The following is a 24288-nucleotide window of genomic DNA, read 5'->3' as shown; positions in this document are numbered from 1 at the left end:
TGCTACTCGTAAGTATAGGCACGAAGTGTTGGCTGAGCTTGAGGGGTAATCAGGAAAGAATTTAAGCTGGACGCCATCAGCCTTGTGCTGGAGCAGGGGTATTCAAGAGCCCACGCGGCGCGCAGTCTGGAGATCAACCCAAACATGCTGGGGCGTTGGATAAAAGAGCATGAATCGGTCGATGGGCAGGCTTTCAGAGGGAACGGCAAACTGACCGCTGAACAGTTGGAAATTCGTCAGTTGCGAGAAGAAAATCGCCGTTTGAAAATGGAGAAAGACATCTTAAAAAAAGCGACGGTCTTCTTTGCCAAGGAAACGCATTAAAGTACGCGTTCATCACCCAGCATAAGAAGACCTGGCCAGTCGACGTAATGAGTCGGCTCTTGGGTGTCAGTCGCAATGCCTATTATCGGTACTGCCAACGTCAACGCGAACGGCTGCCGAATGTAGAGCACGAGGCGATGATTGAGGCTGTGAAGGAGGTCGCTCAAAGTAGCGACAAGAGCTATGGCTCCAGGCGGATGAAGCACGCTCTGAACGCTCTGGGCTATCCAGTAGGTCGGCGAAAGGCGCGGTCTCTAATGCGCGAGGCCGACGTTAAAGCCCGGTACCGGAGGAAGTTTAAAGTAACCACCAACAGCGACCATAAACAGCCGGTGTTCGACAACGTACTGGCACGAGACTTTAGCGCTGCTGAGCCTGATCAGGCGTACGTCGGTGACATCACTTATATCTGGACCCGAGAAGGCTGGCTGTATCTGGCGGTCTTCATCGATTTATTCAGCCGGCGGATAGTCGGTTGGAGCATGGGGTCACGGATGAACGCCAAGCTGGTGACAGACGCCCTGAACATGGCCATCTGGCAGCGGCAACCGAAACCCGGTTTAATCATCCATTCGGATCGAGGCTCTCAATATGCCAGCAACGCTTATCGGCGGTTGCTGTACGCAAACGGCTTCGTTGGTAGCATGAGCCGCAAAGGCGATTGCTGGGACACGCGGTCGCCGAAAGCTTTTTTGCGAGCTTGAAAAAGGAGCGTGTGCAGTGGCGAAGCGACCAGACGCGCACCGAGTCACAGCGGGACATTCTGGATTACGTTGTGATGTTTTATAACAGTCGACGGCTGCACTCTACGCTGGGTTATATCAGCCCGATGGGTTACGAAGCAGCCGCTGTTGAACTGAGGAAAGCAGCTTAACTGGGTTGTCACAAAGTGCTTGACCACTCCAGGTTGGCCCGGACCCGGTCCAGGTAATCGTTGACCGGCAGGATGCTTTTTCTGGGTTTGGCGGTTTCGTGACCGAAGGTGTGCGTCACATCGCTGCAGGTTTTGATCACCTTACGTTTTTGTTGCTCCTGGTCTTGCCATTGGCATTTCGCGGATCGTATAAAGAGCGCTTCATAGCGGTCGTCGGGGTAGTAACGGCGTTTACGATCGCACACTCGATTACGCTCGCGCTTTCCAGCCTGGGACATCTCAGCTTGCCCGCGGGACCGTTTGAGGTGTTGATTGCGGCGAGCGTTATTGTGGCGGCCGGAATGAACATACTCGGTGTCGGTCGCGGCTTTGCGTGGCCGGTAGCGTATGTTTTCGGCTTGCTTCATGGACTGGGTTTTGCGGGGGCGTTTAAGGAATTGGCAGCCGGTATTGCATTGAACTGGACAGATTTGCTCGCATTTAACTTAGGCGTGGAAATCGGGCAGGTCGCTTTCATCGCTGTTGTACTTCTGGGATTGGGAGCAATCGCGGACCCGCCCGGGAAAGAGAAGATTCTCGTTCCGCTTGGGTCGGCAGTTGCCGGTTTCGCTGGGGCGGTTTGGATATTGCAGCGCTTCTAGCGCGGCGATCCTTGAAAATCCAAGATCAGATTTACTTGACCACTACAGGTCGCGAAACAGTGCAGCGGGTAAGGTGAATTAAGGCGAGTAGCGCATTGCCCAAATCTTGGTGAACTACCCAGCGACACTTGGTGATCACTGGGCTTCAGCGGCTTATACCGCTTCTCTTTGCACGGTTCCTCTAGCAAACTTAAGCTGATCGCCCAAGACTTTCGGTTGATCTGCTGGTTTCTTCCGCACTGTGGCGGGATCATCCCGCCGCACCAGTACAAAATAAATCTGTCCCCATTATTCCGGGTAACTTCCTGGCCCTCTTGGAGATAGAGCTCAGACAAGAATAGCACTCCCGCCAATCCGGTCGAATAACGTCCGCGGCCCTACCTGCGAGCCCCGACATCAGACCGTTCTTTCGGCCAGCAACCAGTCCATAAAGTGCTGTTTAGCATTCAGGTGCTCATTGGGCCGCGGCTCGACGACATAATAGCCACTCTCAGAACTCAGGCTGAACTCTCGCAGCCCGACCAGGACTCCAGCCTCGATCAGGTCATCTACCAGCGTGGCCCAGCCCAGTCCCAGCCCCTGGCCGGCAATGGCCGCCTGGATAAGCAGGGTATAGTTATTAAAGGTCAGGACGGGGTCCCCCGGAACTACCTGACTTCGGCGCCCCTGAAAGTAGCCATGCCAGTCAAACCATCCCTGACCGGCATCCGTTCCCAGCTTTAATAAAGGCAGGGATGCCAGTTTCTTATGGCTCGCAACCGGACTGTTTTCTATAAAAAATGCGGGGCTGCAGATGGGAAACACTTCTTCATCGAACAGTTTGAAGGCATGCGGCTGCAGGGGCTGGGCGCCATCAAACAGGATCGCCACGTCGACATTTTGCCTTGAAAAATCATACTGCCCCTGTGACGTGATGATCCGCACATCGATGGTTGGATGCAGTTCCCTGAACCGGGGCAGCCGGGGTAATAGCCAATAAGCGGCCAGAGCAAAATCAGTAGCGACATTTATTGCCTGGTGTAAACGAGTTTTTTGTAGTTTTTCCAGGCAGCTGTGTATCTGCTGAAAGCCCTCCTGGACGGCGACCTGAAGATGCATTCCCTCTTCAGTCAACGCAACCCCGCGATAAATACGACGAAAAAGCATCAGCCCTAAGCGGGCCTCCAGCGCCTTTATCTGCTGACTTACCGCCGATTGGGTCGACTTCAATTCCTGAGCCGCCGCGGTAAAACTCTTAAGGCGCGCGGCGGCTTCGAAGATGAGCAAGCCCTGAGCCGAAGGTAATCGTTCTGAAAGAAGCATAAGTATAACTTATATTTATCATTAATTTTAAGCCCGTTTACAGTAGCGGTTTTTCTGTTGAAGATCTAACCATCAACACGAAAACGCTTAGTTTGAATGCTATCGACATACGCTACACCCGGAGTTTAAGACCATGAGTCAGGATCAACCCAACATCTTATTTATTATGGCGGACCAGATGGCAGCCCCCGTGCTGTCAATGTATGGCGGCAAGACGGCCAAGACACCTCATCTTGATGCGTTAGCCGAGCAGGGGGTGGTATTTGATTCTGCTTACACTAACAGCCCATTGTGCGCACCCAGCCGTTACGTGCTGATGAGTGGTCAGCTTCCCAGTAAGATCGGTGCCTACGATAACGCCGCCGAGTTTTCGGCAGATATCCCGACATTCGCCCATTATCTGCGCTTTTCGGGCTACCGCACCGCGCTGTCCGGGAAGATGCACTTCTGTGGTCCGGACCAGCTGCACGGCTTCGAAGATCGTCTGACCACCGATATTTATCCGGCTGACTATGGTTGGTTCCCGGACTGGGAAGATTTTGAAAACCGCCCGACCTGGTATCACAATATGGCATCGGTGACCCAGGCCGGACCGACCCTGAGGACCAACCAGCTGGACTTCGATAATGAAGTCGTCTTTCATGCCGAACGCTACCTGTTCGATCATGCGCGTGGTGCTGATAAGCGCCCCTTCTGCCTGACCGTTTCTATGACCCACCCCCACGATCCTTATGCGATTCCTCAGGAGTATTGGGATCGTTATACCAATGACGAGATCGCATTGCCCTCCTTCGAGCTGCTGCCCGAAGAGCAGGACCCACACTCCAGGCGTCTATTACATGTCTACCAGATGGACCGTAAGGCGATCACCGACCAACATATCCGCAATGCCCGTCGTGCCTACTATGGTGCGATCAGTTACGTTGACGATCAGATCGGCAAGCTGATGAAGGCGCTGAAAGATACCGGCTTAAGCGATAACACCATCGTGGTATTTTCTGGCGACCACGGCGACATGCTCGGAGAGCGAGGCCTGTGGTACAAGATGAGCTACTTCGAGTGGTCGGCTCGCGTTCCTATGGTGGTCTGCTCACCGAAACACTTTGATGCCAAGCGCGTCGCGGCCTCCATTTCTACGATGGACCTGCTGCCCACCTTTGCCGAACTCGCCAACAAGGGTGAAGCACCCGAATACGCGATGCCCATCGATGGCCGCAGCCTGATGCCACACCTGACGGGCGGCGAAGGTCATGACGAGGTGATCGGTGAATATATGGGCGAAGGGGTTATCGCGCCGATGTTTATGATCCGCCGCGGTGATTACAAGTTTATCTGCAGCCAGACCGATCCGGATCAGCTGTTCGACCTGAAAGCCGATCCACAGGAGCGTATCAACCTGGCAGAAGGCACCAGCCATACCGAGCTGCTGACGGCTTTTCGGGAAGAAGCGGCCGAGCGCTGGGATTCAGAGGCCATCACCCGTGATGTCATCGTCAGTCAGAAGCGTCGTCGCTTAGTGGCTGCGGCCCATAAGCTGGGTAAATCCCCCAAATGGGATCATCAGCCGATTTTCGATGCCAGCACGATGTACATGCGCAACAACGTCGACCTGGATGACCTTGAGAGGCGCGCACGGTTCCCTCCGGTTAGTGATTAGAAACCCATGAATCTAAAGAACCTCGCATAGCGTAGCGCCCGTGCCGCGTTATGCGTGATCCTTCAATAAAAGTAAAAGGAAGAGTCTATGTTTGCATCTTACAACACCAACCGGCTGGTCACGGCTGTTGGCCTTGCGACCTGCCTGTTGGCAGGCAACGCAGCGGCAGCAGTATCCACACAGTGTGAAACGGTACGTTTTACGGATCCGGGCTGGACAGATATCAGCTCGACCAACGCGCTGGCCAGCACGGTGCTGGAAGGTCTGGGTTACAGCCCTGAGATAAGTATCCTGGGGGTGCCTATCGGCTTTGAAGGCATGAAAGGTAACGAGATAGATGTATTCCTGGGTAACTGGATGCCCGCGCAACAGAAGTTTATCGACGCGTACTCCGCAGAAGGTGCCATAGATATCGTCGGTGAAAACCTGATCGGCGCAAAGTTTACCCTGGCGGTCCCCCGCTATGCCTATGAGGCTGGCGTAAAAGATTTTTCTGACCTGGCTGAGTTTGGCGAGCAGTTCAGGCAGCGTATTTACGGTATTGATGCCGGTGCACCCGCCAACCAATTATTACAGAAGATGATCGATAGTGGCGATTTTGGGCTGGTCGAGTGGCGTCTTGTTGAATCCAGTGAGCATGGGGTTATGAGTCAGGTAAAGCGTGATATCAGGCGCCAGAATTTTATCGTGTTCCTGGGTTGGGAACCGCATCCAATGAACTCCAACTTTGATATGGCCTATCTGACCGGTGGTGATAAATACTTTGGCGCCGACTTCGGTGGCGCGACGATTCAGACCGTGACCCGTAAAGGCTACCGGGAAGAGTGCGGCAATGTAGGCAAGCTACTCACTAACCTGAAATTTACGCTGCAAATGGAAAACCAGATGATGGCCTTCATTCTCGATGATGAGCAGTCACCAGCCGAAGCGGCGCAGAAATATCTTAAGGCAAATCCAGACGTGCTCAATAGCTGGCTGGCTGGCGTGACTACCCTTGAGGGTGCTGAGGGCCTGAGCGCAGTCCAACAACACCTGGGCCTGTAAAAGCCTGCGAGCCTGCCGATAGGCACCCTGGGTGCCTTTCCTGTGATCGCAGGCCTGCAGGCGATCTTTTGAACAGGACCGTAGGCTGGGATGCAATCCCAGCAATATCCCAGGCCTCAATCACAAAAAGATACGCCTGCTTCGTCACCCGAAGTGCCCCGTAATTCATCAAATTCGCCCCTGCGCGGCGTTATGCTCCTCGTAGCGCGGGTTCGAGTCCTAGCAGTCTGTCGGGCTTAACCGAACCCCTGTGAGATAATCACGCAGCCCTTGCAACGACCGGATAACGATAATGAGCCGTTTTGTCACTGTTGATCGCGATACTGACTATCTGCTGCCACCCTCAGTATCAGACTGGCTGACTGAGGACCATCTGGCAGGTTTTGTCGTAGAGGTTATTGATCGACTCGATCTGTCGGAACTCACCCGTCAATAGGCAGGGCGAGGATCGAAGGCGCACCACCCGGCGGTCCTGCTCGGTCTGCTGATTTACGGCTACGCTACCGGTGTGTTTTCCAGCAGAAAGATTGAACGCGCTTCCTATGACTCCATTGCTTTTCGCTATATCGCGGCCAACACGCACCCGGATCACGACACCATTGCGACTTTTCGGCGGCGATTCTTACCCCAACTTGAAGACCTGTTTGTCCAGGTGTTGTTGGCGCGCGAGATGAAGCGGGTGAAGCTGGGCCGGATCGCGTTGGATGGCACCAAGATCAAAGCCAACGCCAGCAAGCACAAAGCACGTTCCTATGCCCATGTAAAAAAGATCGAACAGCAACTCAAAGCCGAAGTGAAAGCTCTGACAGCGCAGGCTGAGGAGGCCGACCAAACACCGGTGATCGATGGTATGGATCTGCCTGCTGAGATTGCCCGCCGTGAGGTTCGACTGAAAGCTTTGGATGCCGCAAAACTAAAAATCGAGGAGCGGGCCAAGGAACGCGTTGAACGCGAGCAAGTGGGCTACCAGAGTAAGCAAGAAAAACGACAGGCTCAGCGGGATGCTGGGAAAAAGCCTAAGGGCCCGGAGCCTAAACCACCACAACCCGGCCCGAAGGATAAAGACCAGGTCAATCTGACCGATGAAGAATCGCGCATCATGCCGGTGTCCGGTGGCGGTTTCGAGCAGTGCTACAACGCCCAGGCCAGTGTTGATACGGAAACGATGCGGGTCATGAGTACGCATGTAACCCAGGCCGCAAATGACAAACAGCAAATAGAACCGGCCCTGCATAGCCTGGCTGCTTTGCCTGATAAGCTGGGTAAAGTGACCGACCTGTTGGGGGATACGGGATATTTTAGTGCTAACAATGTAGAGCTCTGTACGCAGGCAAATATCCAGCCCTTACTGGCCGTAGCGCGTGATCACCACCCTTTATCCGTTTTTGAACGATTCGCACCCGATAGCCCCGTGTGTTCGGCGTCAACTATCCTGTCCGGTCCGCGACAACTATGATGGCCGGTTGGGTGGTTTTACTTTTTACTCTTTGCAGCCTGTTTGAGCTGTTGCTGTCTTCGGTAACTTTCCCCCTCTAATTCGATAATAGTTGCGTGGTGTATCAGCCGGTCTATGGCCGCTACGGTCATCATGCTGTCTGGGAAGATTTGATCCCACTCACTGAATGGCTGGTTAGCGGTGACGATTAAGCTGCCACTTTCATAGCGATGGGCGATGAATTCGAACAGTACCTGGGTTTCTGCATCTGTCTTTTTTACGTAACCGATGTCATCGATGATGATGACCCGGTATTTATCCAGCCGTGTCATGGCTGTCATCAAGTCGAGATCGCGCTTGGCCTGTTGTAAGTGCTGAACCAGCGCTATGGCAGGGAACAGTTTACAGCGCACCCCCTGTTCGGTGAGTTGATGGCCCAGTGCATTAGCAATATGGGTTTTGCCAGTGCCGCTGGGGCCAATCAACAGCACATTGTCGGCATGGTGTGCCCAGTCACTGTCTTGTTGCAGCCTTGCCAGTGCGGTGTTGCAGGGACGGCTGAACGCGCTTTGATCCAACGCTGAGAAGGTCTTGTTGGCGACAAGTTTTGCCTCGCGTACCCACTTCTGGGTCCGGCGCTGGTAGCGGTCTGAGAGCTCGTACTCACACAATGCCGCCAGGTAATCGGTGTGTGACCAGTTCTTCTCAATGGCGGTTTCCCAGAGCGATTGGTAGTGACGGTGGAAGGCCGGCAAGCGAAGTTCTTTTAACAGTAGAGCGACAGAGCCTGTCATATCTGTGCCTCCTGACTGTTGATCGAGGACAGTAGCTCGTCGTAGCTCACTAAGGTGTGTTGGCTTGATGCAGAGCACTTGAGGTCTGGGTTGCCGCGAAGGTAGCGTGACTGGATCTCGGTAATTGACGCGAACCGGCCTGCTTGGGCCTCAATCAGCAGATCCTCCCCCAGCGACTGTTCGTCATCGTACTCGAAGGCCAGTCGCAGTGTTGTCACGATCCATTTGCAGGCTTCTCGGGCTTCAAGGTGCGTATCCGCGAGCTGCCAGAGTTGACGGTAGTTGTCGTCCGGGAGTAAGTCATCACGCAACTGAGAGTAACGGAAGGCCTGCGGCTTCGAGGCCAGCGAACGGATAACGTGCCGGTAATTGACGCTGCGGGCGCGATTCTCGCCAGGTCTGGGGTAAATGCGAGGTAATGTCAGTGCCGGCTGCTGTCCGACGAACAGCACCAGCTTGTCGTGGTGCAACCGGATTTGTACCGACTCTCCAATCAGCCGCGATGGCACGGTGTAAACAACGCGCCGGACTTCGATCGTTGAGCTGCGCGTCACCTTAAGGTGGAGGGTCTGATACTCGGCCGCCGTAAACTCCGGCAGGGGCTGCAAGGCCGCCTGCTCCTCAAGCACGCGCGATCGGTTGCGCTGATTGAGCTTGTCGACAGCGCGATCGATAAAAGCCTGATAGTGCGCGACATCGTCGAAGTCACTGTGACCGCGCAGTAACAACTGTTGTGCCAAGCGTTTCTTGAGCGAGCCATTGGCGCACTCAACCACACCATTTTCATGGGACTGCCCCAGATTATTGCGAGTGGGTGTCATGCGGTAATGTTGGCACAGCTCGCTATAAGCCTCAGTCCACACGTTTTGACGGTTATTGCGTGCCGCACTTAAGCTGTCCGTGCGGTGCTCAATGGGACTGCCACCCACCTGTTGTAAGGCTCGCTGCAAGCCCGCCGCCAGAGCCGCATAACTCTCACCACCTTGAACGACGGTAACCGAGCGCCAACCGCTGTAGGCCAATCGAAATTGATAGAGCAGGTGTGGAAAGGTCTTGGATTGAATCGTAACCGGGTTGTCGGGGTGGGTGAAATCAGAAAACCCCTGTTGCGCCACAACCGCCTGCTGGCGAAAAATGACCTCGCGTTCCGGCCCGTGTAGCGCCCGCCAGAGCTTCACCCGGCGTTGCAGGGTGCGCAGAATGGTCTGATCGTAGTGCTCAGGGTAATGCTCTTGCAGATAATCAAGCAGAGTTGTGCCGGTCAGCTTAGGCTCATTTTCTAACAGATGGAGCAACTCTGTTTCCCAAACCGCTTCCAGTGGATCTTCTCGGGTGCGCCATTGCCGCTCGGTGTCAATGCAGGGTTTTTGTCCTGATGTCTCGATGCGTCGCCCAGATCGGACAGAAACGCCTGCCTTGGCGGCAGCTACTTCTTGGCTTGCGCCATTTTGTCGGTGCTGCATGTACAGCTCCTCTTGTCGGTTGGTTATGTGTTGACCAGGCACCTAGTGCTCCACAGTGGAAAACAAGGTACTGATTGTTACACCCAACCGGCCAAGATAATTGTCGTTAACCGGTCATCCTAATTGTCGCCGAACACCCGTGCCTGAGACGGATGAGCCACTGGCGCTCATGGGGCATCGGCTGAAAACCCAGGCAGGCCGAACACTGTACGGGCTGAGAAAACAGACGGTGGAGCCGGTTTTCGGCATCATCAAGCACGTGATGGGCTTCAGACAGTTCTCAATGCGAGGATTGGACAAGGTGAGCGGCGAATGGACACTCGCCACGCTGGCGTGGAATGTGAAACGTATGAATGTACTGAGAATGGTGTGATAAAGAGCCCGTGAGCGGCCTTATGCCGCGTTAACGCGAAGGCAGAGCGGGATTATAAGAGTGGCAGGCAATTCGTGGGCGGAAATCATACTGCGGCAACCCGCCACTGATGGGGTTCTGATAGCCATACGCCTTACTTTATCCTCAAACTATGCCTGTTGAGCGTTAGTCCGACAGGCTGCTAGAGTGGACTAAGCATCTGTGCCTTCACCAGTGCGCTCGGCAGGGTTTTTCTCATCCTGCTCAGCGGCCCCATTGGGAACTTGCGCACTTATAGACGCGACCCCATTTCATCTCCATCTTTTCATTGTTGGTTTGGCATCTCTGGAAATAGCTGTTGTCGGCAAGCAACAACTCGCCACTTCATACTGTCACCGTAGATTGAGTATCGGCCAAGCTGACAGTCTTGTATACTACCCTAAAGCCATCCTGGCGCTCCGCTTCCTCATGGAGGTACACGGCCGAATAGTTAGCCTCAAGTCCTCATCGGTTTCCACCAGGGATCCAGAGCACATCCTCTTTGCCGTTATTGTTCGCTCTCCGTGCAGCTACAAAAAGAAAATCAGATAAGCGGTTACAGTAGCGAAGTACCTCTGGATTGATTTTCTCTTCCATGCCGAGTTGAGCGATCAGACGCTCAGCACGTCTGGTTACCGTCCTGGCAAAATGCAGGTGGGCGGCAAGCTCACGACCGCCGGGAAGTATGAACGAGCGCAGGCTGGACAGCGTTTGATTGGTAGAGTCGATTTGTCGTTCAAGAAAATCGACCTGGGCTGTACTCACACGCAGGGGAGGATGCTTGGGTGAGGCTTCTTCAGGCGTGCAGAGATCAGCGCCGACATCGAACAGATCATTCTGAATTCTCGATAGCGTGTCAGCTAAATCGCTATCATTACCGATATATAGCCCCGCTAGGCCAATAGTGGCGTTTGTCTCGTCTACAGAGCCAAAAGCCTCTACACGGAGATCGTACTTAGGAACTCGGGTGCCATTCCCCAGCCCGGTATCGCCCGCATCACCCGTGCGTGTATAAATTTTAGTTAGCTTCACCATAGTGCGTTCTTCCGTCTTATTGACCTTCCCGCGTGACTTGCGCGGATTGTGACTCACTTTGCCACTGTTGTCCTGGGGGTGCCCGTAGAGCAGGAAGCACTGTCCTATTTCCAGTCCATATCGCTGGCGAGGGCTTCGATACTGCCCCGGTACAGATCCTGTAAGGAGCCCTGGTCAAGAAGCTCCGGCTGCTGGTCCAGCAATTCTCCAACTCGCCTAATAATCAGGGACTGCAGATGGTAGCGCCGTCGCATGCGGTGCGTCGCTGCATGGTCCCGATGGTTTTTAAGCCAGTCGAGATGCTCGGATACGGTCATATCCAGAGTCTCCAGCCCTTCTGGGCTGTCCTGGGATACCTCGATGACCGCAGGCACCCATTGTCCCTGACTTCTGGCAATGCGGCCAACAATGCCGCGTATCTCGGATGCAGTCTTCTTGGCCCCCGGCAGGTCTGCCTTGTTCACGACATAAATATCCGCCAATTCGAGTACCCCAGCCTTCATTGCCTGTACTGCGTCGCCCGAGTTGGGCTGGAGCACCATTACCATGGTATCCACAAGATCCCGTATGGCGTATTCCGCCTGTCCGACACCTACTGTTTCCAGCAGGACCTCGTGGAAGCCGTAACTCTCCACGGCGCTGATCAGGTCAGCGACATTATCGGCGAGCCCATCACTGGAAGACCGACTGGAGATCGAGCGTATGTAGAGGTCCGGCTCATTGGCGACGCTGTCCATGCGGATGCGGTCACCCAGTATCGCTCCACCCGAGAGGGGGCTGGTCGGGTCGATAGCCAGGATCGCTATCCCGCCCAGGCTCCGGCAGGCGGCCAGTCTGAGTTTGGCGACCCGGCTGATAAGTGTACTCTTTCCGGCACCGGGTGCCCCAGTGAAGCCGATCCGCGACGAGCCTTCGCCTGTGCCTGTTTCCTCTGAGCCATAGTCAATGCTCTCCTTGACCGAGGCAGAGGAAAGACGGCTCAAGGTGCGGCCAAGGACGCGGCGGGCGCGCGGATCAAGCATAGTCACGTGTCATCCTCCAATTAGCATTATGGTACCGTACGGGTTAGTTAACGCAGGTGGCTCTGACCAGGACAGGAGCCTTCGCCAGCCAACGGAGGAGGGCCGTAAGTTTGAACATGGTCCTGCAGCTTGATGGGATTACCGACCATACGTATCTCTCCGTGCTCCGTAGGCACGGAGACAACCATTTCCCGGGAACGGGTTAGATCCGACTCTAAAGCCATATCCAGACTCTGCACTCCAGCTACGACAACTCCCAGTGGACCAAGGCGCTCCACCCAAGCATCGGTCGTGTCGGTAGAGAGGACTTCCTGGACATTAGTGATGACGGCTTCCCGGTTCGCCGCACGGGCCTCCATAGAGCAAAAACGAGGGTCCTCGACCCATTCACTGCGTCCGATTTCCCTGGAAAAGTCAGCCCAGAACCCGTCATGAGTAATAAATAAGGCCAAATGCCCATTTCGAGTTTCGAAGATCTGCGCTGGGACGATATACGGGTGGCCACCGCCGGGATAACGTTCGGCTTTTTGTCCGGCATTTAGATAGGCGCTAGCCAGGTAATTTAGCTGGGATAACATCGTGTCATAAAGAGACACATCAATCTGTCCCCCCCGGCCTTCTACCAGTTTGGCTGTTAATCCGAGGGCTCCCATAATGCCGGCAGAATTATCCACAACAGAGTAGCCCGTCTTGACCGGAGGTCCTTCCGGATCTCCGGTCAAAGCCATTATTCCTGCCAACGCTTGTATGACGTAATCATAGGCAGGTTTATCCGCGTATGGGCCTTCCAGGCCAAAGCCGGTAAGGGCAAGGCAAACGATTTTCTCGTTGTGAACCCGCAGAGCGTCGTAGGTCAAACCCAATTTATGGATGGCGGAGGGGCGCATATTGGTCAGGAGGGCATGCGAATCCGACACCAGTTCGTGAAAATGCTGCCGCCCCGCCTCGCTCATGAGATCCAGGCCGATACTACGCTTGTTACGGTTTAAGCTGGCGAAATAGACATTGTGAGGTCCGATGTAGTTTGGACCGATTTGCCTGCCGATATCTTCCCTGCCAGGAGCTTCTATCTTGATCACTTCAGCGCCTAGGTCCGCCAGGAGCATACCGCAGTATGGACCCGCCAGCATGTGACCTACCTCCAGGATACGGATACCGGCGAGGGGCCCCGAAGATTGGGCTTGGCCGATCATTGTAGTGCCCGGTCTATCGCATTCAGTACGTCTTCAAGCGGCATCTCGGAGGTGTAAACTCCGCATACCCCTGAGCGTAACAAAGCCTCACGGTCCTTCTCGGGAATAGTGCCGCCCACGAAAACCTTGATGTCACCAGCATCGAACGCCTGGAGACAGCGCACCGTCTCACTCACCAGTTCCATATGGCTGCCCGAAAGCATACTAAGACCAACCACATCCACATCTTCATCCACTGCCACTCGGGCAATGTACTCGGAACTCTTGCGTAGCCCGGTGTATATCACTTCAGCGCCAGCGTCACGTAATGCCAGCGCGATGACCTTGGCACCCACGTCATGGCCGTCAAGGCCAGGCTTGGCGATCAGGATCCTTTTGCCTTTTAAACTCATGTGGTCTCTCCTGTAATGAGGATTGTGGCGATCTGCCGCCCATCAGGTTCTGCTTACAGACGAATAGGCTCCTGAAACTCACCCCACTGATCCTTAAGTGTGGCGACCATCTCGCCGACAGTGGCGTATGCGTGGCAGCAATCGATCAGGTACGGCATTATGTTCTCGTCATCCTTCACCGCGGCCTCCTGCAGAGCCTGCAGCGTCTGATCCACCCGTGTCTGGTCGCGCTGGCTCAGCACCTGCTGATACTTTTCCTGCACCTGTTGAGAGGCCTGGGGGTCGACCTCGAATACCTCGCCGAAGTCATCGGTCTGGCCCTCACGTCGGAAATAATTCTGGCCCACGATAACGGTCTCACCCCGATCCACTTTCTGCTTGCGCTCATGAGCTCGCTCAGCAATACGCGATTGCAGGTAGCCGTCTTCTATGGCCTTCTCCACGCCGCCGTAGTCATCAATTTCCTCTATGACTTGACGGGCCTCCTCTTCCATGCGGTCAGTCAGCCATTCCACGTAGTAGCTGCCACCAAGCGGGTCTACCGTTTTGGAGACGCCACTCTCATAGGCAACGATCTGCTGAGTACGCAGAGCGATCTCAGCGCTGAACTCCGTAGGGATCTGGAAAGCCTCATCGTAAGCACAAGTAAATACCGATTGCGCTCCCCCCAAGGTAGCAGCCATGTTTTCCAACCCCACCCGGACAATGTTGTTATAGGGCTGCGCAGCCGTAAGCGACGATCCACCGCAGACTACGCCGAAACGCAGGCGCTGTGCTTTGGGGTCAGTAATACCGAAGCGCTCCTCAAGTAGCCGTGCCCATAGACGTCGCGCCGCGCGGAACTTACAGATCTCTTCAAAGAAATCCATATGCACATAGAAGAAAAAGCTCAGTCGGTTTGCGAACTTTGTGGCGTCGCCGCCTCGGCGTATCAGTTCTTCGACGTAGGCAAGACCATTGGCCAAGGTGTAGCCCAGCTCTTCCACGGCAGTCGCGCCGGCATCCCGCACGTGGGCTCCAGCAATACTGATCGGGTTAAAACGTGGCGTCTCGCGATTCGAGAACAGGATAGTGTCGGCGATCAATCGCATCGATGGCCGCACTGGAAAAATCCAGGTCCCCCTGGCCACGTACTCTTTCAAAATGTCGTTCTGGATCGTGCCTGTTAGCTTCTCCCGAGGGACGCCCTGCTTGTCTGCCACTGCGCAGTACATGGCATAGATGATTGCGGCGGTGCCGTTGATCGTGAAGGAAGTGGAAATTTCGCTAAGGTCGATGCCGTCGAACAATATTTCCGCTTCTGCCAGATTAGATAAAGAGACTCCGACCTTCCCAACCTCGGAGCGTGCCATGGGATCGGTAGGGTCGTAACCGCACTGTGTAGGCAGGTCCAGCGCCACCGAGAGCCCTGTTTGTCCGCTCTCAAGAAGAAATCGGTAACGCTCGTTTGTGTTTTCTGCCGTCCCAAAACCCGAATACTGTCGGAAAGTCCAGAGCCGGCCGCGGTAACCGTTGGGGAAGATGCCTCGAGTGTAAGGTTGCTCGCCAGGGAGCCCGGGATCGGGGTTCTCCAGCATCTTCCCGGTCACCAGCTCTGGAATCTCTATGCCGGACGCAGTTTTAGGCTCAGGAATGCGCGGCGTTCGGGTCTCCGTGGAAAATGCCGAGTTGTTTGCCGACGCTGACTGCTTGAATGCTGAAGTGCTCATCAGTTTCTCCTTTTTCGTAGTACGTTCTCGGCGGCTGCCCAGTGATCATCATGGGTCCAGGTCTCGATAATGTGCTGCGTCTCGACAGCTTCCAGCGTATCCACGGCCTGGCCGTTGGCATGGGCCCGAGTTAACGCCTTGAACGCACGCAGAACTTGCGGGGCCTGGACGAGAATGGGCTGGTAGAATTCTTCCAAAGCTTCGCCGAGAGTCTGGTTTTCAACGGAAACATGGTCGACCAAGCCAATGCCCGCCGCTTCATCGGCCGCCAGCAATTCGGCGCGGCTCAACAGCCTCAGAGCTCGCACGGAGCCCACACGCTGCGACAGCCATGTCCCTCCGCCCCAAGCCGTGGAGATGTTCAACTTGCCTTGGATGAAGCCGATTCGGCTAGTCCGGGCGGCTACGATGAAATCACAGGCTACGGCCAGCTCCGCGCCGCCGCCCAAGGCGTCGCCGTTCAAGGCGGCGATGACAGGAACGGGAAACTGAGAGACGGCGTTCAAAGCCCGTCGGGCATCCCTACTCATCGCCGTCGTCGCCTCAATGGAGCGCACACTGGACAGGTCGTTCAGATCGCCGCCAGCAGCAAAACTGCGATCACCCGCTCCGGTTAGAACGACCGCTCGGACCGCCTTGTTTTCCGCGTGAGAAGTGAATGCTTCGTATATTTCGTCGAGCACTGCCCGCGATAGGGCATTTCTCTTTTCCGGGCGATTGATCGTCACGTGTAGCAATGGACCATCTATCTCGATCAAGAGGTGATCGAATGCCATTGGCAACCTCCTAAATGGCTCTTTATTAGCGTTATTTACCGTATACTGAAAAACTATACCTATATATGAATTATAAAGTCAAATATTCGTCCGTATTACTAGGGGGCGTTCTCAATCAGACTAGCCATATGACGGCTGATACAAGGCTCAGCATCGACTGGTAGTTTCTTGCTAGTCGCTCATATCTGGTTGCGATACGGCGGTACTGCTTTAGTTTCTGGAAAAAGCGCTCCACCAGATTACGTGCCTTGTAGATATGTCGATCCAGCTTTCGAGGCTTCAGACGATTCCCTCTCGAAGGGATGACCGCTTCAGCCCCTTTGCGTTGTATCAACTCCACGAAGGCGTCTGAGTCGTAACCTTTGTCTGCCAATACCGCTTCGGGCGTAAAACCTTCGATCAGCGCTTCGGCTTGACCATATTCAGAGGCTTGTCCGGGCGTCAGCAGCAGGCGTACCGGGTTCCCCAGCGCATCGACGGCGGCATGAATCTTGGTGCTCAGCCCGCCTCTGGACTTGCCCATGGCTTCGGCGTCCTGACATGTTTTTTTGCCGCCCCATGCTGATGAACGCGCACTATGCTGCCATCCACCATCAGGTGTTCCAGGTCAGCGTCAGCCGCAAGCGATGCCATGATCTGCAACCAAACACCCTTGCTTGACCAGCGGTTATAGCGCACATAGACCCGATGCCAGTGACCGTAGGTTTCAGGTAGATCCCGCCAGGGCGCACCAGTTCGGGCAATCCAGAGTACCGCCTCTACAAACAGGCGGTTATCGCGGGCGGTCACGCCTCGGTCGCTGGCTTTACCTGGCAGCAGTTCCTTGATGCGCTCCCATTGATCGTCACGCAGCCCATAGCGACTCATCAGTTACCCCAAATAGACCAAGGATATCGGATGGCCCTACTGGACTCAAATGAGAACGTTCCCTAGTGTCCCTTAACAGAAGTCCGTTTGTTTATTGAGTTTGTCTGATAATCTGGCGATTGACTCAATAATCTGGTCGGCAGATTTATGCCATTCAAAGGGTTTCGGGTCGTCATTGTAAATCTTCAGATAGTCTTTGATCGAGCTCTCAAGCTCACGTGTGCTGCGATGTGAATTTCGTTTAATCCAGCGCTCTGAAATCAGCCCAAAGAACCGCTCGACTTGATTGATCCAGGATGCTGAAGTCGGCGTGAAATGCACGTGATAGCGCGGCCTCGCGGCAAACCAGGCGCGCACCTTTGCCGTTTTGTGTGTCCCGTAATTGTCCATGACTAGATGAACGTCCAAATCGTGTGGGACGGCGCGATCAATCTCTTTTAAAAAGGCCAGGAATTCCGTTGCACGGTGTCGGCGATGAAGTCTGCCGATCACTTCCCCGGTCGCTATATCAAGTGCCGCGAACAGCGTCGTGGTGCCATGTCGGACGTAATCATGTGTTCTGGTTTCTGTGTGCCCGAAGGACAGGGGCAGCGCTGGCTGAGTTCGATTGATAGCTTGTATCTGACTTTTCTCATCGACACACAGCACCAACGCCTTCGTTGGTGGGTTCATGTACAAGCCAACGATATCGTGAACCTTGGCTACAAAATGGGGATCGGTAGACAGCTTGAACGTATCATGGCGATGCGGCTTCAAACCAAAAGCCCTCCAGATTCGACTCACCGACATAGCGCTCAATCCGGCCTCTTTTGCCATCAGCTTCGTCGACCAGTGGGTGGCATTTTTTGGCTTTTCCCTGAGCGTTTTATTAATTAAATCAGTAACTTTTTGATCATTTATGGTTCGAGGCCGACCGGTTCTGGGCGCATCAGTCAGGCCTGCAACCCGGCGCGCCTTAAAACGGTTTCGCCACTTACTCACCGTTTCGGAGGTCACCCCAACGCGGTCACCGACCACCCTGCCTGGAAGGCCTTCAGTACTTAGCAGAATGATGCGCGCTCGCAACTGTTCAGCCGCAGGCATGCGTTGTCGCCGCAACCACGACTCCAACTCCTCTCGCTCAGAGTCACTTACTTCAAGGGGTCTAGCTATCCGCGCCATGAGCACCTCTCCTGTGTCTGTTTGTCAGATTATACAGGACGGAATAATTATCTATACGGATTTTTGTTAAGGGACACTAGGGAAACACTGATTTATTCCCCTCACGTTGTCGGTTTGGTAAAATGGTCGCTCCTCCGCAGGAATAGCCAGAGACTGTCATGATGCAAACGAGTTTCGCCCAGGCAGAGTTTGCTGCCAAGAAAAAGACGACCCGCCGTGAGCGATTTTTGGCAGAAATGGAGCAGGCCGTGCCCTGGTCGAGGCTGCTGAAAGCTCTTTCACCATACTACTATCCTGATTCGCGCGGTAAGCGGGGCCGCCCCCCAATACCTTTAAAGCGCATTCTGCGGATGTACTTTGTTCAGCAGTGGTATGCATTGTCCGACGAGGCACTGGAAGATGCCATCTATGACAGTCAGGCACTGCGCAATTTTGTGGGGATTGACCTAGCCGTGGAATCGGTCCCGGATGCCACGACGCTGTTGAAGTTCCGCCACTTACTGGAAAAGCAGGCCTTAACCCAGGTGATCTTCGAGCAGATCAACGGCCACTTGGCCGACCGCGGCATGCTCATGCGCGAGGGCACCATCGTCGATGCCACTATTATCGCGGCACCGCCCTCGACCAAGAACAAAGCGAAAGCGCGGGACCGAATCGTCGGACCGCCAGAAATGCATCAGACCAGAAAAGGCAACGAATGGTACTTCGGCATGAAAGCGCATATTGGCACAGATGCCGATTCTGGTTTGGTTCACAGCTTGACGGGTACAGCCGCCAATGTGGCGGATATCACCGAGTCCGAACACCTGTTGCACGGTGATGAAACCGAGGCGTATGCGGATGCGGGCTATACCGGCGTTGCCAAGCGCGACGAGTTTAAGGATAAAAATTTTACCTGGCACGTGGCCGAAAAGCGCGGCAAGCTGAAGAAGATGGCAGAGGGTCCGCGCAAAAACCTGGTGACCCAGTTCGAGCGAGCCAAAGCCCAGATCCGCGCCAAGGTGGAGCATCCCTTCCACGTGATCAAGAATCTATTCCGGCATCGGAAAGTGCGTTACCGAGGGCTGTTAAAGAACACAGCGCAGCTGTTTACGTTGTTTGCTCTGGGCAATCTTATACTCGCTCGCAGGATAAATCCGTCTCAAAGCGCGTGATATAGGCCTTAAAGGCCGAACTTCGGCCGCAAAAAGGCTTTTATAACCTGAAAACAGGACATTTAATGATTCTGGCGTACAACTCGGCCAGAAATCTTACTGAAATTTGAGTGAACCTCATTATGGCGGTGAGTCACGATTTGATCAGCGCTTCCCTAGGGTTTCCCAGGAAACCTCGGGCCGCATTAACTCGTCGTCACTGCCGCATAGTGGCAAAGGAATCGGAATCAGCGCCCGGCGCTTGGCAAAAGTCTCTAACTCTTCTGCGCTGACATCATAGAAAACCCGTTCACCATCGCCAGGGCCATGCCTCAGTGTAATAACGAACATTCCGCCCGGCGCGAGCAGTTCGGCAGAAAGAAAAGCGGCTACGGGCGTGAGAAAGGCTTCATCGCGCTGGGTGAGTTCACAACCACCAAAACCATCGTTAACTGTTTCGATTGACGTTCGGGCTCTGCATCGGCCCCGCTGAGACAGGACGGCCTGCTATTCACCACAGCGTCCCGTGCGCACAGGCCGTCGCTAAGGGCTCGACAATCTTTGCATATGCCGCGAAATCGGCACCGCATTCGGCCAGCGTTAATGCCGGTATTAGTAAAAGCGAATTCAAAACGACTTCGCTCCGGTAGTAATCTTTATCAAGATTGCTACCAGAGCAGTAACGGAATTGTCCAACTGCTCGATAGGCGACCATGGACATGCTCGACTTTGCATATCGACGGTCGGACGGATCACGCCTGACTTGTCAGAACGCCGGGACGAAGAAATGGATGGGTTAGTGATTAAGCTTCCCGTATCTCAGGCCTGACAATGTGAAGAGAGAGTTTGCTCGGCACGCGTGCATATGCCGAGCAGCAACCAGCGATAGAAAGTCTATTGATTTCAAATACTGAACAGCCGGTGTAAATACAACAAATATAAAAATAGAGGAACAGCAAATGCTCCGTAAAATAATAATGTACCTTGGTGTTGCATTGTCGTTGCCCACGAGTCTCGCATATGCAGAGTCCATGACGCTGAAGTTGGCGCACCAGTGGCCCCACCCGATCATCGAGCAGCCTCCGCGATTTTACGACTACCTGAAGCCGGTGTTGGAGACTTTGCGGCAGTAACGAAGCCGGCCGCGCCGAGTCCACGAAAGGAGCACATCATGGCCAACGAAACCTACCAAGTATTCGCGCTGCGCTACGCCACGGTGCAGCGCAGCTCTTCCGAGAACTTCTTGGGTGGCGATCCGGGGTGCGGTTCCCTACATTCTGGTCCTTCTCGGCTTAGCGCTTCTCGTCCTGTTCGTTCCAAGCATCATCCTTTTCTCCGTGTAGTGCTTAGAAAACCAAACGCTCAACTAATCGAAAACTCATAGGAGTCACAACAATGACAACCAGAAAACCCCTTGCATGGTTGATGGGCGCGGCGGCTGTCGTAGCTCTTGGCCTTACGGAAGCCATCCCACAGGCCCAGGCACAGGAAACCCATTCTTTCCGTTTCTCCACGGACTCGCCCGCTAGCAATGTCAAAGTGAAGGCCGAAATGAAATGGGCAGAGCTCGCCAGGGAGCGGTCGGACGGACAGATTGACATCAAGATCTTCACCAGTGCACAGCTCTATAATGATGCCCAGGCCATCCCGGCCGTCAGCTCCGGTGCCATAGACATGGCTGCGCCGCCAAGCATGCTGTTGACGTCAGTCGTACCACAGTTCGCTGTCTTCGAATTGCCAGCGCTCTGGGGCGTGTCTTTTGCTCAGTATCGTACTGCCATTGAGGGAGAGTTCGGGCACGACTTAGAGCAAAGGCTCGAAGACAAGCTTGGCGTCAAGGTTTTGGGGCACCTTCACATGGGTACTTGGGTTTGGGCCTCGAACGAAAAGGCTATTGTCGAGCCCACTGATTTCGAAGGCCAGAAAATCCGCATCATAGGCAATGTTATCAACGAGCAGGTGATGACAACCTTCGGCGTCAACCCCGTCCAGATCCCATGGCCGGAAGTTCCCACGGCGTTGCTCCAGGGCACCGTGGATGGAGTGGAAACTACGCTTTCGGGTCTCTACTCCATCAAGGGGTGGGAAATCCTTGATAACTTGACGATCTCGGATCATAAAATCCTGCCTTATTCGGTCATCATGAACCGGGCCTCTTGGGAGAAGTTGCCAAAGAACCTGCAGGAAATCCTGATCGACACTCTGGAGGAAGCTCGGGACTGGCATGATACTGAGATTGAAAAGATGAAGCAGGACGCCATCAAGAAGTTCCGCGAGGAAGGGGTGAACGTCGTGGTTTTGTCGGGCGAAGACCAGCAGGGCTTCATTAAGGTAATTAAAGACGTAGATGGCGGATTCTCCGAGGACTCAGGCGTTCCGCAGGCGGCCGATCTGTTCATAGACAGCGCCGATCTCAACGACTGATAACGCAGGTCTGCGCCTCCCAGCCGCACATGACATAGACTGCATTCGGGAATGCCAAGGCGGCGATCGACGGCTACGAAGCGGAGCCTTTGCAGTCCTGGTAAACAAGCCACAGCAAAATCAAGAACAGAGGAATTTGATCATGGCGGACACAATCGGTTTCGTTGGTATTGGAAACATGGGCGCGCCGATGGCGACGCGACTGCTGGAAGCCGGACACGAGCTGGTCGTGTTCGATGCCTACGACGATGCGCTCTCTGGGTTCGCGACAAAAGGTGCTGTTGCGGCGTCATCTCCTTCAGATGTTGCCGATAAGGCGGACGTCGTTCTGATCAGCTTGCCCACGCCGGAGATCGTCAGGGAGGTAGTGCTTGGGAAAAGCGGCTTGGCCGCTGGATCTAGGTGCCGGACTATCATCGATCTCTCGACTACGGGGCCCCACACCGCCTCCGAGGTCGGGGCTGCCCTGCAGGCACGCGGGAAGATCTGGATGGACGCTCCGGTCAGCGGTGGTGTCGGCGGTGCGAAAGCGGGCACATTGGCTGTAATGGTGTCCGGTCCGCGTAGTGAATACGATCACCTGCTGCCCCTCCTTCATGTCATCGGCAAGGTTTTCTTCGTCAGTGAGATAGCTGGCCAAGGCCAGACCATGAAGATCGTTAACAATCTGCTCTCCGGCGCGGCCCTCGTTTTGACGGCCGAGGCCCTTGCCATGGGCGTGAAAGCGGGCCTGAAGGCCGAGACGATGATTGATGTCATAAACGCCAGCAGCGGGCGCAATAGCGCAACCGCGGACAAGTTTCCCAAGGCGGTCCTGAACGGCGATTTCAACTATGGCTTTTCTACTAAGCTGATGTTCAAGGACATCAATCTCTTCATCGAAAAGGCTGAAGAGATGGGCCTGTCGCTCCGCACGGCCGCCGCCATCCGGCAGCTGTGGTTCGAGACCCTGAACGAGATTGGCGACAAAGATTTCACGACCGTGGCCCAGCTAGTGGAGCGGCGTGCTGGCGTCGAAATCCGACAATCGGCTGAAGCGGCGGAATAGAAAGCCTTGGCAGCCTGTTCCGGCGTGTAACAAAATAATGCGCCTGGTCGTTCCAAAACCGGGCTGATGACCTGAATGGAGTGTATTGAAGATGTGTGACGGCAATTCCAATAAGATCAGTGGCTGGCGGGGATGGCCGGACCTGCCCCCCTCCCCGGCGATCGAACCGCTAGGAGATTGGCTGGACCTTTCCCATGTGCTGGACGAAAATGTCGCCCTAGCCTCCGTCTTCCCCAAGCCCCGCTTCGAGCGCCTGAAGTCGATGCCCAAGGATCGGCTTAACGTGACGGAAATGCAAATGGTGGTCCACGCCGGGACCCATGTGGATGCACCACGGCACTTCCTGCAGGATGGCCCTGCCTTCGATGAAATCCCCCTGAAGCACCTGCACGGCCAAGGGGTCGTTGTTTCCTGCCCCGCCAACCCCTTCGGAGAAATTGATCTCGCCGACTTGGAAAGCGCGGCTGCACACATTCGTGAAGGCGATATCGTGGCCCTGCACACGGGTTGGTGGAAGCATGTCGGAACAGCAGTCTATGACGACCATCCCTGCCTGACGCCAGCGGCAGCTCAATGGCTCGTGGAGCGCAAGGTGAAGCTGCTGGCCACGGACTTCCCCTCTCCTGACCTGGCAATCAGTCGACGCGGGGTGGGCTTTAACTGGCCAGTGCATCACATCCTATTGACGAACGGTACCTTGGTCTCGGAGAACATCACCGGCCATGAAACGCTGGTCGGCCAGCGCGCAGAATTCCTGTTCCTGGCCCTGAACATCGCAGGCTCGGACGGTGCGCCCGCACGCGTGCTTGCGCGGCCAATCCGCTAACCTAGTGGTGGGAGCGCATTCCCAATGGCGCATGGGGTTCAGGCCACGTCTGAACGGCCCTCCTTCCGCTAGTCACTCTTGATAAACTTCGTAAGCTCATCCAGGGAGGGGCGGGTCTAAGTTGATGTGTAACAGACCGAATACTTCGGGGACATTCTGCTTCTACATGCCCAAGGCGGCGCATTAGACATACCGATCTTGCTGCTAGCAAGCGCGCTTGTCCCCAGTGGTTTATCGTCAAATATGGTTTCACAAATGATCGAGGTGATCGATGAACGAAGAGAAATTTTCCGAGAAGTTTAAAAAAGGCTTGCAAACTCGCCGTGAAGTTTTAGGCGAAGCATACGTCGATTCGGCTGTCAACAAGGCGACTGAATTTAACTGGCCGATGCAAGAGTTCGTTACCGAATACTGCTGGGACGAAATCTGGAACCGTCCAGGGCTCAGCCGCAAGGATCGCTCGATGCTCAACCTGGGCATGATCTCTGCACTTGGCAGGTCGCAAGAACTGAAACTGCACGTTCGCGGCGCCATCAACAACGGCTGGACTAAAGAGGAACTGCGCGAGGTTTTTCTGCAGATCGCGGTGTACTGCGGTGTGCCGGCCGCCATTGACAGCTTCCGTACTGCGCAGGAAGTGTTCAACGAAATGGGAATCTGAACACCTCTTCATTGAAAACATCGCCGCTCATGCGAGCGGCAGCGCGGGGTGGACGATGCGTCCTGCGCGCGCCGGGAGTGAAAACCCTTCGGGGCGACCTAGCCTTCGAAGGCTGC

Annotated in this window: 20 protein-coding genes and 4 pseudogenes; 12 read left to right on the top strand and 12 right to left on the bottom strand. The window is 54.9% G+C overall.

The window, feature by feature from the left end; translation table 11 throughout:
* Positions 1 to 48 precede the first annotated feature (48 nt).
* Both MIH18_RS23335 and MIH18_RS23330 read left to right on the top strand, forming a co-directional pair.
* Positions 49 to 1198 (top strand): annotated as a pseudogene (locus tag MIH18_RS23335) (IS3 family transposase).
* A gap of 98 nt (positions 1199 to 1296) precedes the next feature.
* Positions 1297 to 1839: a HupE/UreJ family protein gene (locus MIH18_RS23330; protein ID WP_249014725.1), complete on the top strand. Its 543-nt coding sequence runs from the start codon at positions 1297 to 1299 to the stop codon at positions 1837 to 1839.
* A gap of 396 nt (positions 1840 to 2235) precedes the next feature.
* Here the strand turns inward: MIH18_RS23330 and MIH18_RS23325 are convergent, their stop codons facing one another.
* Positions 2236 to 3141 carry a LysR substrate-binding domain-containing protein gene (locus MIH18_RS23325; protein ID WP_249014724.1) on the bottom strand — a complete coding sequence of 302 codons (906 nt, stop codon included), beginning with the start codon at positions 3139 to 3141 and terminating at the stop codon, positions 2236 to 2238.
* A gap of 133 nt (positions 3142 to 3274) precedes the next feature.
* Here MIH18_RS23325 and betC point away from each other — a divergent pair, with 133 nt between their 5' ends.
* The 3 genes and pseudogenes from betC to MIH18_RS23310 all read left to right on the top strand — a co-directional run.
* Positions 3275 to 4798 carry a choline-sulfatase gene (gene betC / locus MIH18_RS23320; RefSeq protein ID WP_249014723.1) on the top strand — a complete coding sequence of 508 codons (1524 nt, stop codon included), beginning with the start codon at positions 3275 to 3277 and terminating at the stop codon, positions 4796 to 4798.
* Between the two features lie 87 nt (positions 4799 to 4885).
* Complete coding sequence (choX, locus tag MIH18_RS23315; protein ID WP_249014722.1) at positions 4886 to 5842, top strand: choline ABC transporter substrate-binding protein; 957 nt, start codon at positions 4886 to 4888, stop codon at positions 5840 to 5842.
* A 292-nt stretch (positions 5843 to 6134) separates the two neighbouring features.
* A pseudogene (locus MIH18_RS23310) lies at positions 6135 to 7214 on the top strand (IS1182 family transposase); the annotation flags it as partial.
* A 101-nt stretch (positions 7215 to 7315) separates the two neighbouring features.
* Here MIH18_RS23310 and istB read toward each other — a convergent pair.
* Together istB and istA are read right to left on the bottom strand one after the other, a co-directional pair.
* A complete protein-coding gene (gene istB, locus MIH18_RS23305; RefSeq protein WP_249013835.1) occupies positions 7316 to 8071 on the bottom strand; it encodes an IS21-like element helper ATPase IstB in 756 nt (251 codons plus the stop codon).
* Positions 8068 to 9534, bottom strand: coding sequence for an IS21 family transposase (istA, locus tag MIH18_RS23300; RefSeq protein ID WP_249013836.1), 1467 nt, complete (start codon positions 9532 to 9534; stop codon positions 8068 to 8070). The genes istB and istA overlap by 4 nt, the downstream gene beginning before the upstream one ends.
* 157 nt (positions 9535 to 9691) lie before the next feature.
* On the opposite strand from istA, the pseudogene MIH18_RS23295 reads away from it, so the two are divergent.
* Positions 9692 to 9907 (top strand): annotated as a pseudogene (locus MIH18_RS23295) (transposase); the annotation flags it as partial.
* A 483-nt stretch (positions 9908 to 10390) separates the two neighbouring features.
* Here MIH18_RS23295 and MIH18_RS23290 read toward each other — a convergent pair.
* The 8 genes and pseudogenes from MIH18_RS23290 to MIH18_RS23255 form a co-directional block, all read right to left on the bottom strand.
* Entirely contained in the window at positions 10391 to 10960 is a 570-nt protein-coding gene (locus MIH18_RS23290; RefSeq protein WP_249014721.1) for a cob(I)yrinic acid a,c-diamide adenosyltransferase, read from the bottom strand.
* A 104-nt stretch (positions 10961 to 11064) separates the two neighbouring features.
* Positions 11065 to 11982, bottom strand: coding sequence for a hypothetical protein (locus tag MIH18_RS23285; protein ID WP_249014720.1), 918 nt, complete (start codon positions 11980 to 11982; stop codon positions 11065 to 11067).
* A 47-nt stretch (positions 11983 to 12029) separates the two neighbouring features.
* Positions 12030 to 13112, bottom strand: a complete 1083-nt coding sequence (locus tag MIH18_RS23280; protein ID WP_249014719.1) for a CoA transferase — start codon at positions 13110 to 13112, stop codon at positions 12030 to 12032.
* 59 nt (positions 13113 to 13171) lie between these two features.
* Positions 13172 to 13567, bottom strand: a complete 396-nt coding sequence (locus MIH18_RS23275; RefSeq protein WP_249014718.1) for a cobalamin-dependent protein — start codon at positions 13565 to 13567, stop codon at positions 13172 to 13174.
* A 53-nt stretch (positions 13568 to 13620) separates the two neighbouring features.
* Complete coding sequence (locus MIH18_RS23270; RefSeq protein ID WP_349293815.1) at positions 13621 to 15276, bottom strand: methylmalonyl-CoA mutase family protein; 1656 nt, start codon at positions 15274 to 15276, stop codon at positions 13621 to 13623.
* Positions 15276 to 16052: an enoyl-CoA hydratase/isomerase family protein gene (locus MIH18_RS23265; RefSeq protein WP_249014717.1), complete on the bottom strand. Its 777-nt coding sequence runs from the start codon at positions 16050 to 16052 to the stop codon at positions 15276 to 15278. The genes MIH18_RS23270 and MIH18_RS23265 overlap by 1 nt, the downstream gene beginning before the upstream one ends.
* A 115-nt stretch (positions 16053 to 16167) precedes the next feature.
* Positions 16168 to 16919, bottom strand: a pseudogene (locus MIH18_RS23260) (IS5 family transposase).
* A 72-nt stretch (positions 16920 to 16991) separates the two neighbouring features.
* Positions 16992 to 18080, bottom strand: a complete 1089-nt coding sequence (locus MIH18_RS23255) for an IS630 family transposase (protein WP_249006263.1) — start codon at positions 18078 to 18080, stop codon at positions 16992 to 16994.
* A 158-nt stretch (positions 18081 to 18238) separates the two neighbouring features.
* Between MIH18_RS23255 and MIH18_RS23250 the strand changes: the two genes are divergently transcribed.
* On the top strand, positions 18239 to 19234 hold the full coding sequence (locus tag MIH18_RS23250; RefSeq protein WP_249014716.1) for an IS5 family transposase: 996 nt from the start codon (positions 18239 to 18241) through the stop codon (positions 19232 to 19234).
* 144 nt (positions 19235 to 19378) lie between these two features.
* Here the strand turns inward: MIH18_RS23250 and MIH18_RS23245 are convergent, their stop codons facing one another.
* Entirely contained in the window at positions 19379 to 19564 is a 186-nt protein-coding gene (locus tag MIH18_RS23245) for a hypothetical protein (RefSeq protein ID WP_249014715.1), read from the bottom strand.
* Between the two features lie 608 nt (positions 19565 to 20172).
* On the opposite strand from MIH18_RS23245, the gene MIH18_RS23240 reads away from it, so the two are divergent.
* The 5 genes from MIH18_RS23240 to MIH18_RS23220 all read left to right on the top strand — a co-directional run bounded on the left by MIH18_RS23240 (position 20173) and on the right by MIH18_RS23220 (position 24172).
* Entirely contained in the window at positions 20173 to 20346 is a 174-nt protein-coding gene (locus MIH18_RS23240; protein ID WP_249014710.1) for a hypothetical protein, read from the top strand.
* 262 nt (positions 20347 to 20608) lie between these two features.
* The gene (locus MIH18_RS23235; protein ID WP_249014714.1) at positions 20609 to 21637 is read left to right on the top strand and encodes a TRAP transporter substrate-binding protein; all 1029 of its coding nucleotides are present in this window, start codon (positions 20609 to 20611) and stop codon (positions 21635 to 21637) included.
* Positions 21624 to 22685, top strand: coding sequence for an NAD(P)-dependent oxidoreductase (locus MIH18_RS23230; protein ID WP_349293818.1), 1062 nt, complete (start codon positions 21624 to 21626; stop codon positions 22683 to 22685). The genes MIH18_RS23235 and MIH18_RS23230 overlap by 14 nt, the downstream gene beginning before the upstream one ends.
* Positions 22686 to 22776: 91 nt before the next feature.
* Positions 22777 to 23511, top strand: a complete 735-nt coding sequence (locus tag MIH18_RS23225) for a cyclase family protein (protein ID WP_249014713.1) — start codon at positions 22777 to 22779, stop codon at positions 23509 to 23511.
* A gap of 271 nt (positions 23512 to 23782) precedes the next feature.
* Positions 23783 to 24172 (top strand): carboxymuconolactone decarboxylase family protein, encoded by a 390-nt coding sequence (locus MIH18_RS23220; RefSeq protein WP_249014712.1) that lies wholly within the window; start codon positions 23783 to 23785, stop codon positions 24170 to 24172.
* Positions 24173 to 24288 lie beyond the last annotated feature (116 nt).

Origin of the sequence: Marinobacter sp. M3C, assembly GCF_023311895.1 — a bacterium.
Classification (GTDB): domain Bacteria; phylum Pseudomonadota; class Gammaproteobacteria; order Pseudomonadales; family Oleiphilaceae; genus Marinobacter.
The sequence above is the reverse complement of the archived record's forward strand: the minus strand, read 5'-3'. Positions and strand labels throughout refer to the sequence as shown.

Bases quoted from the DNA above. Each gene is read 5' to 3' on its own strand.
- MIH18_RS23275 (WP_249014718.1), bottom strand. From the start codon at position 13,567: ATGAGTTTAAAAGGCAAAAGGATCCTGATCGCCAAGCCTGGCCTTGAC.
- MIH18_RS23285 (WP_249014720.1), bottom strand. From the start codon at position 11,982: ATGCTTGATCCGCGCGCCCGCCGCGTCCTTGGCCGCACCTTGAGCCGT.
- choX (WP_249014722.1), top strand. From the start codon at position 4,886: ATGTTTGCATCTTACAACACCAACCGGCTGGTCACGGCTGTTGGCCTT.
- MIH18_RS23325 (WP_249014724.1), bottom strand. From the start codon at position 3,141: ATGCTTCTTTCAGAACGATTACCTTCGGCTCAGGGCTTGCTCATCTTC.
- MIH18_RS23225 (WP_249014713.1), top strand. From the start codon at position 22,777: ATGTGTGACGGCAATTCCAATAAGATCAGTGGCTGGCGGGGATGGCCG.
- MIH18_RS23250 (WP_249014716.1), top strand. From the start codon at position 18,239: ATGATGCAAACGAGTTTCGCCCAGGCAGAGTTTGCTGCCAAGAAAAAG.
- MIH18_RS23290 (WP_249014721.1), bottom strand. From the start codon at position 10,960: ATGGTGAAGCTAACTAAAATTTATACACGCACGGGTGATGCGGGCGAT.
- MIH18_RS23235 (WP_249014714.1), top strand. From the start codon at position 20,609: ATGACAACCAGAAAACCCCTTGCATGGTTGATGGGCGCGGCGGCTGTC.
- MIH18_RS23255 (WP_249006263.1), bottom strand. From the start codon at position 18,080: ATGGCGCGGATAGCTAGACCCCTTGAAGTAAGTGACTCTGAGCGAGAG.
- istB (WP_249013835.1), bottom strand. From the start codon at position 8,071: ATGACAGGCTCTGTCGCTCTACTGTTAAAAGAACTTCGCTTGCCGGCC.
- MIH18_RS23220 (WP_249014712.1), top strand. From the start codon at position 23,783: ATGAACGAAGAGAAATTTTCCGAGAAGTTTAAAAAAGGCTTGCAAACT.
- betC (WP_249014723.1), top strand. From the start codon at position 3,275: ATGAGTCAGGATCAACCCAACATCTTATTTATTATGGCGGACCAGATG.
- MIH18_RS23240 (WP_249014710.1), top strand. From the start codon at position 20,173: ATGCTCCGTAAAATAATAATGTACCTTGGTGTTGCATTGTCGTTGCCC.
- MIH18_RS23265 (WP_249014717.1), bottom strand. From the start codon at position 16,052: ATGGCATTCGATCACCTCTTGATCGAGATAGATGGTCCATTGCTACAC.
- istA (WP_249013836.1), bottom strand. From the start codon at position 9,534: ATGCAGCACCGACAAAATGGCGCAAGCCAAGAAGTAGCTGCCGCCAAG.
- MIH18_RS23280 (WP_249014719.1), bottom strand. From the start codon at position 13,112: ATGCTGGCGGGTCCATACTGCGGTATGCTCCTGGCGGACCTAGGCGCT.
- MIH18_RS23245 (WP_249014715.1), bottom strand. From the start codon at position 19,564: ATGTTCGTTATTACACTGAGGCATGGCCCTGGCGATGGTGAACGGGTT.
- MIH18_RS23270 (WP_349293815.1), bottom strand. From the start codon at position 15,276: ATGAGCACTTCAGCATTCAAGCAGTCAGCGTCGGCAAACAACTCGGCA.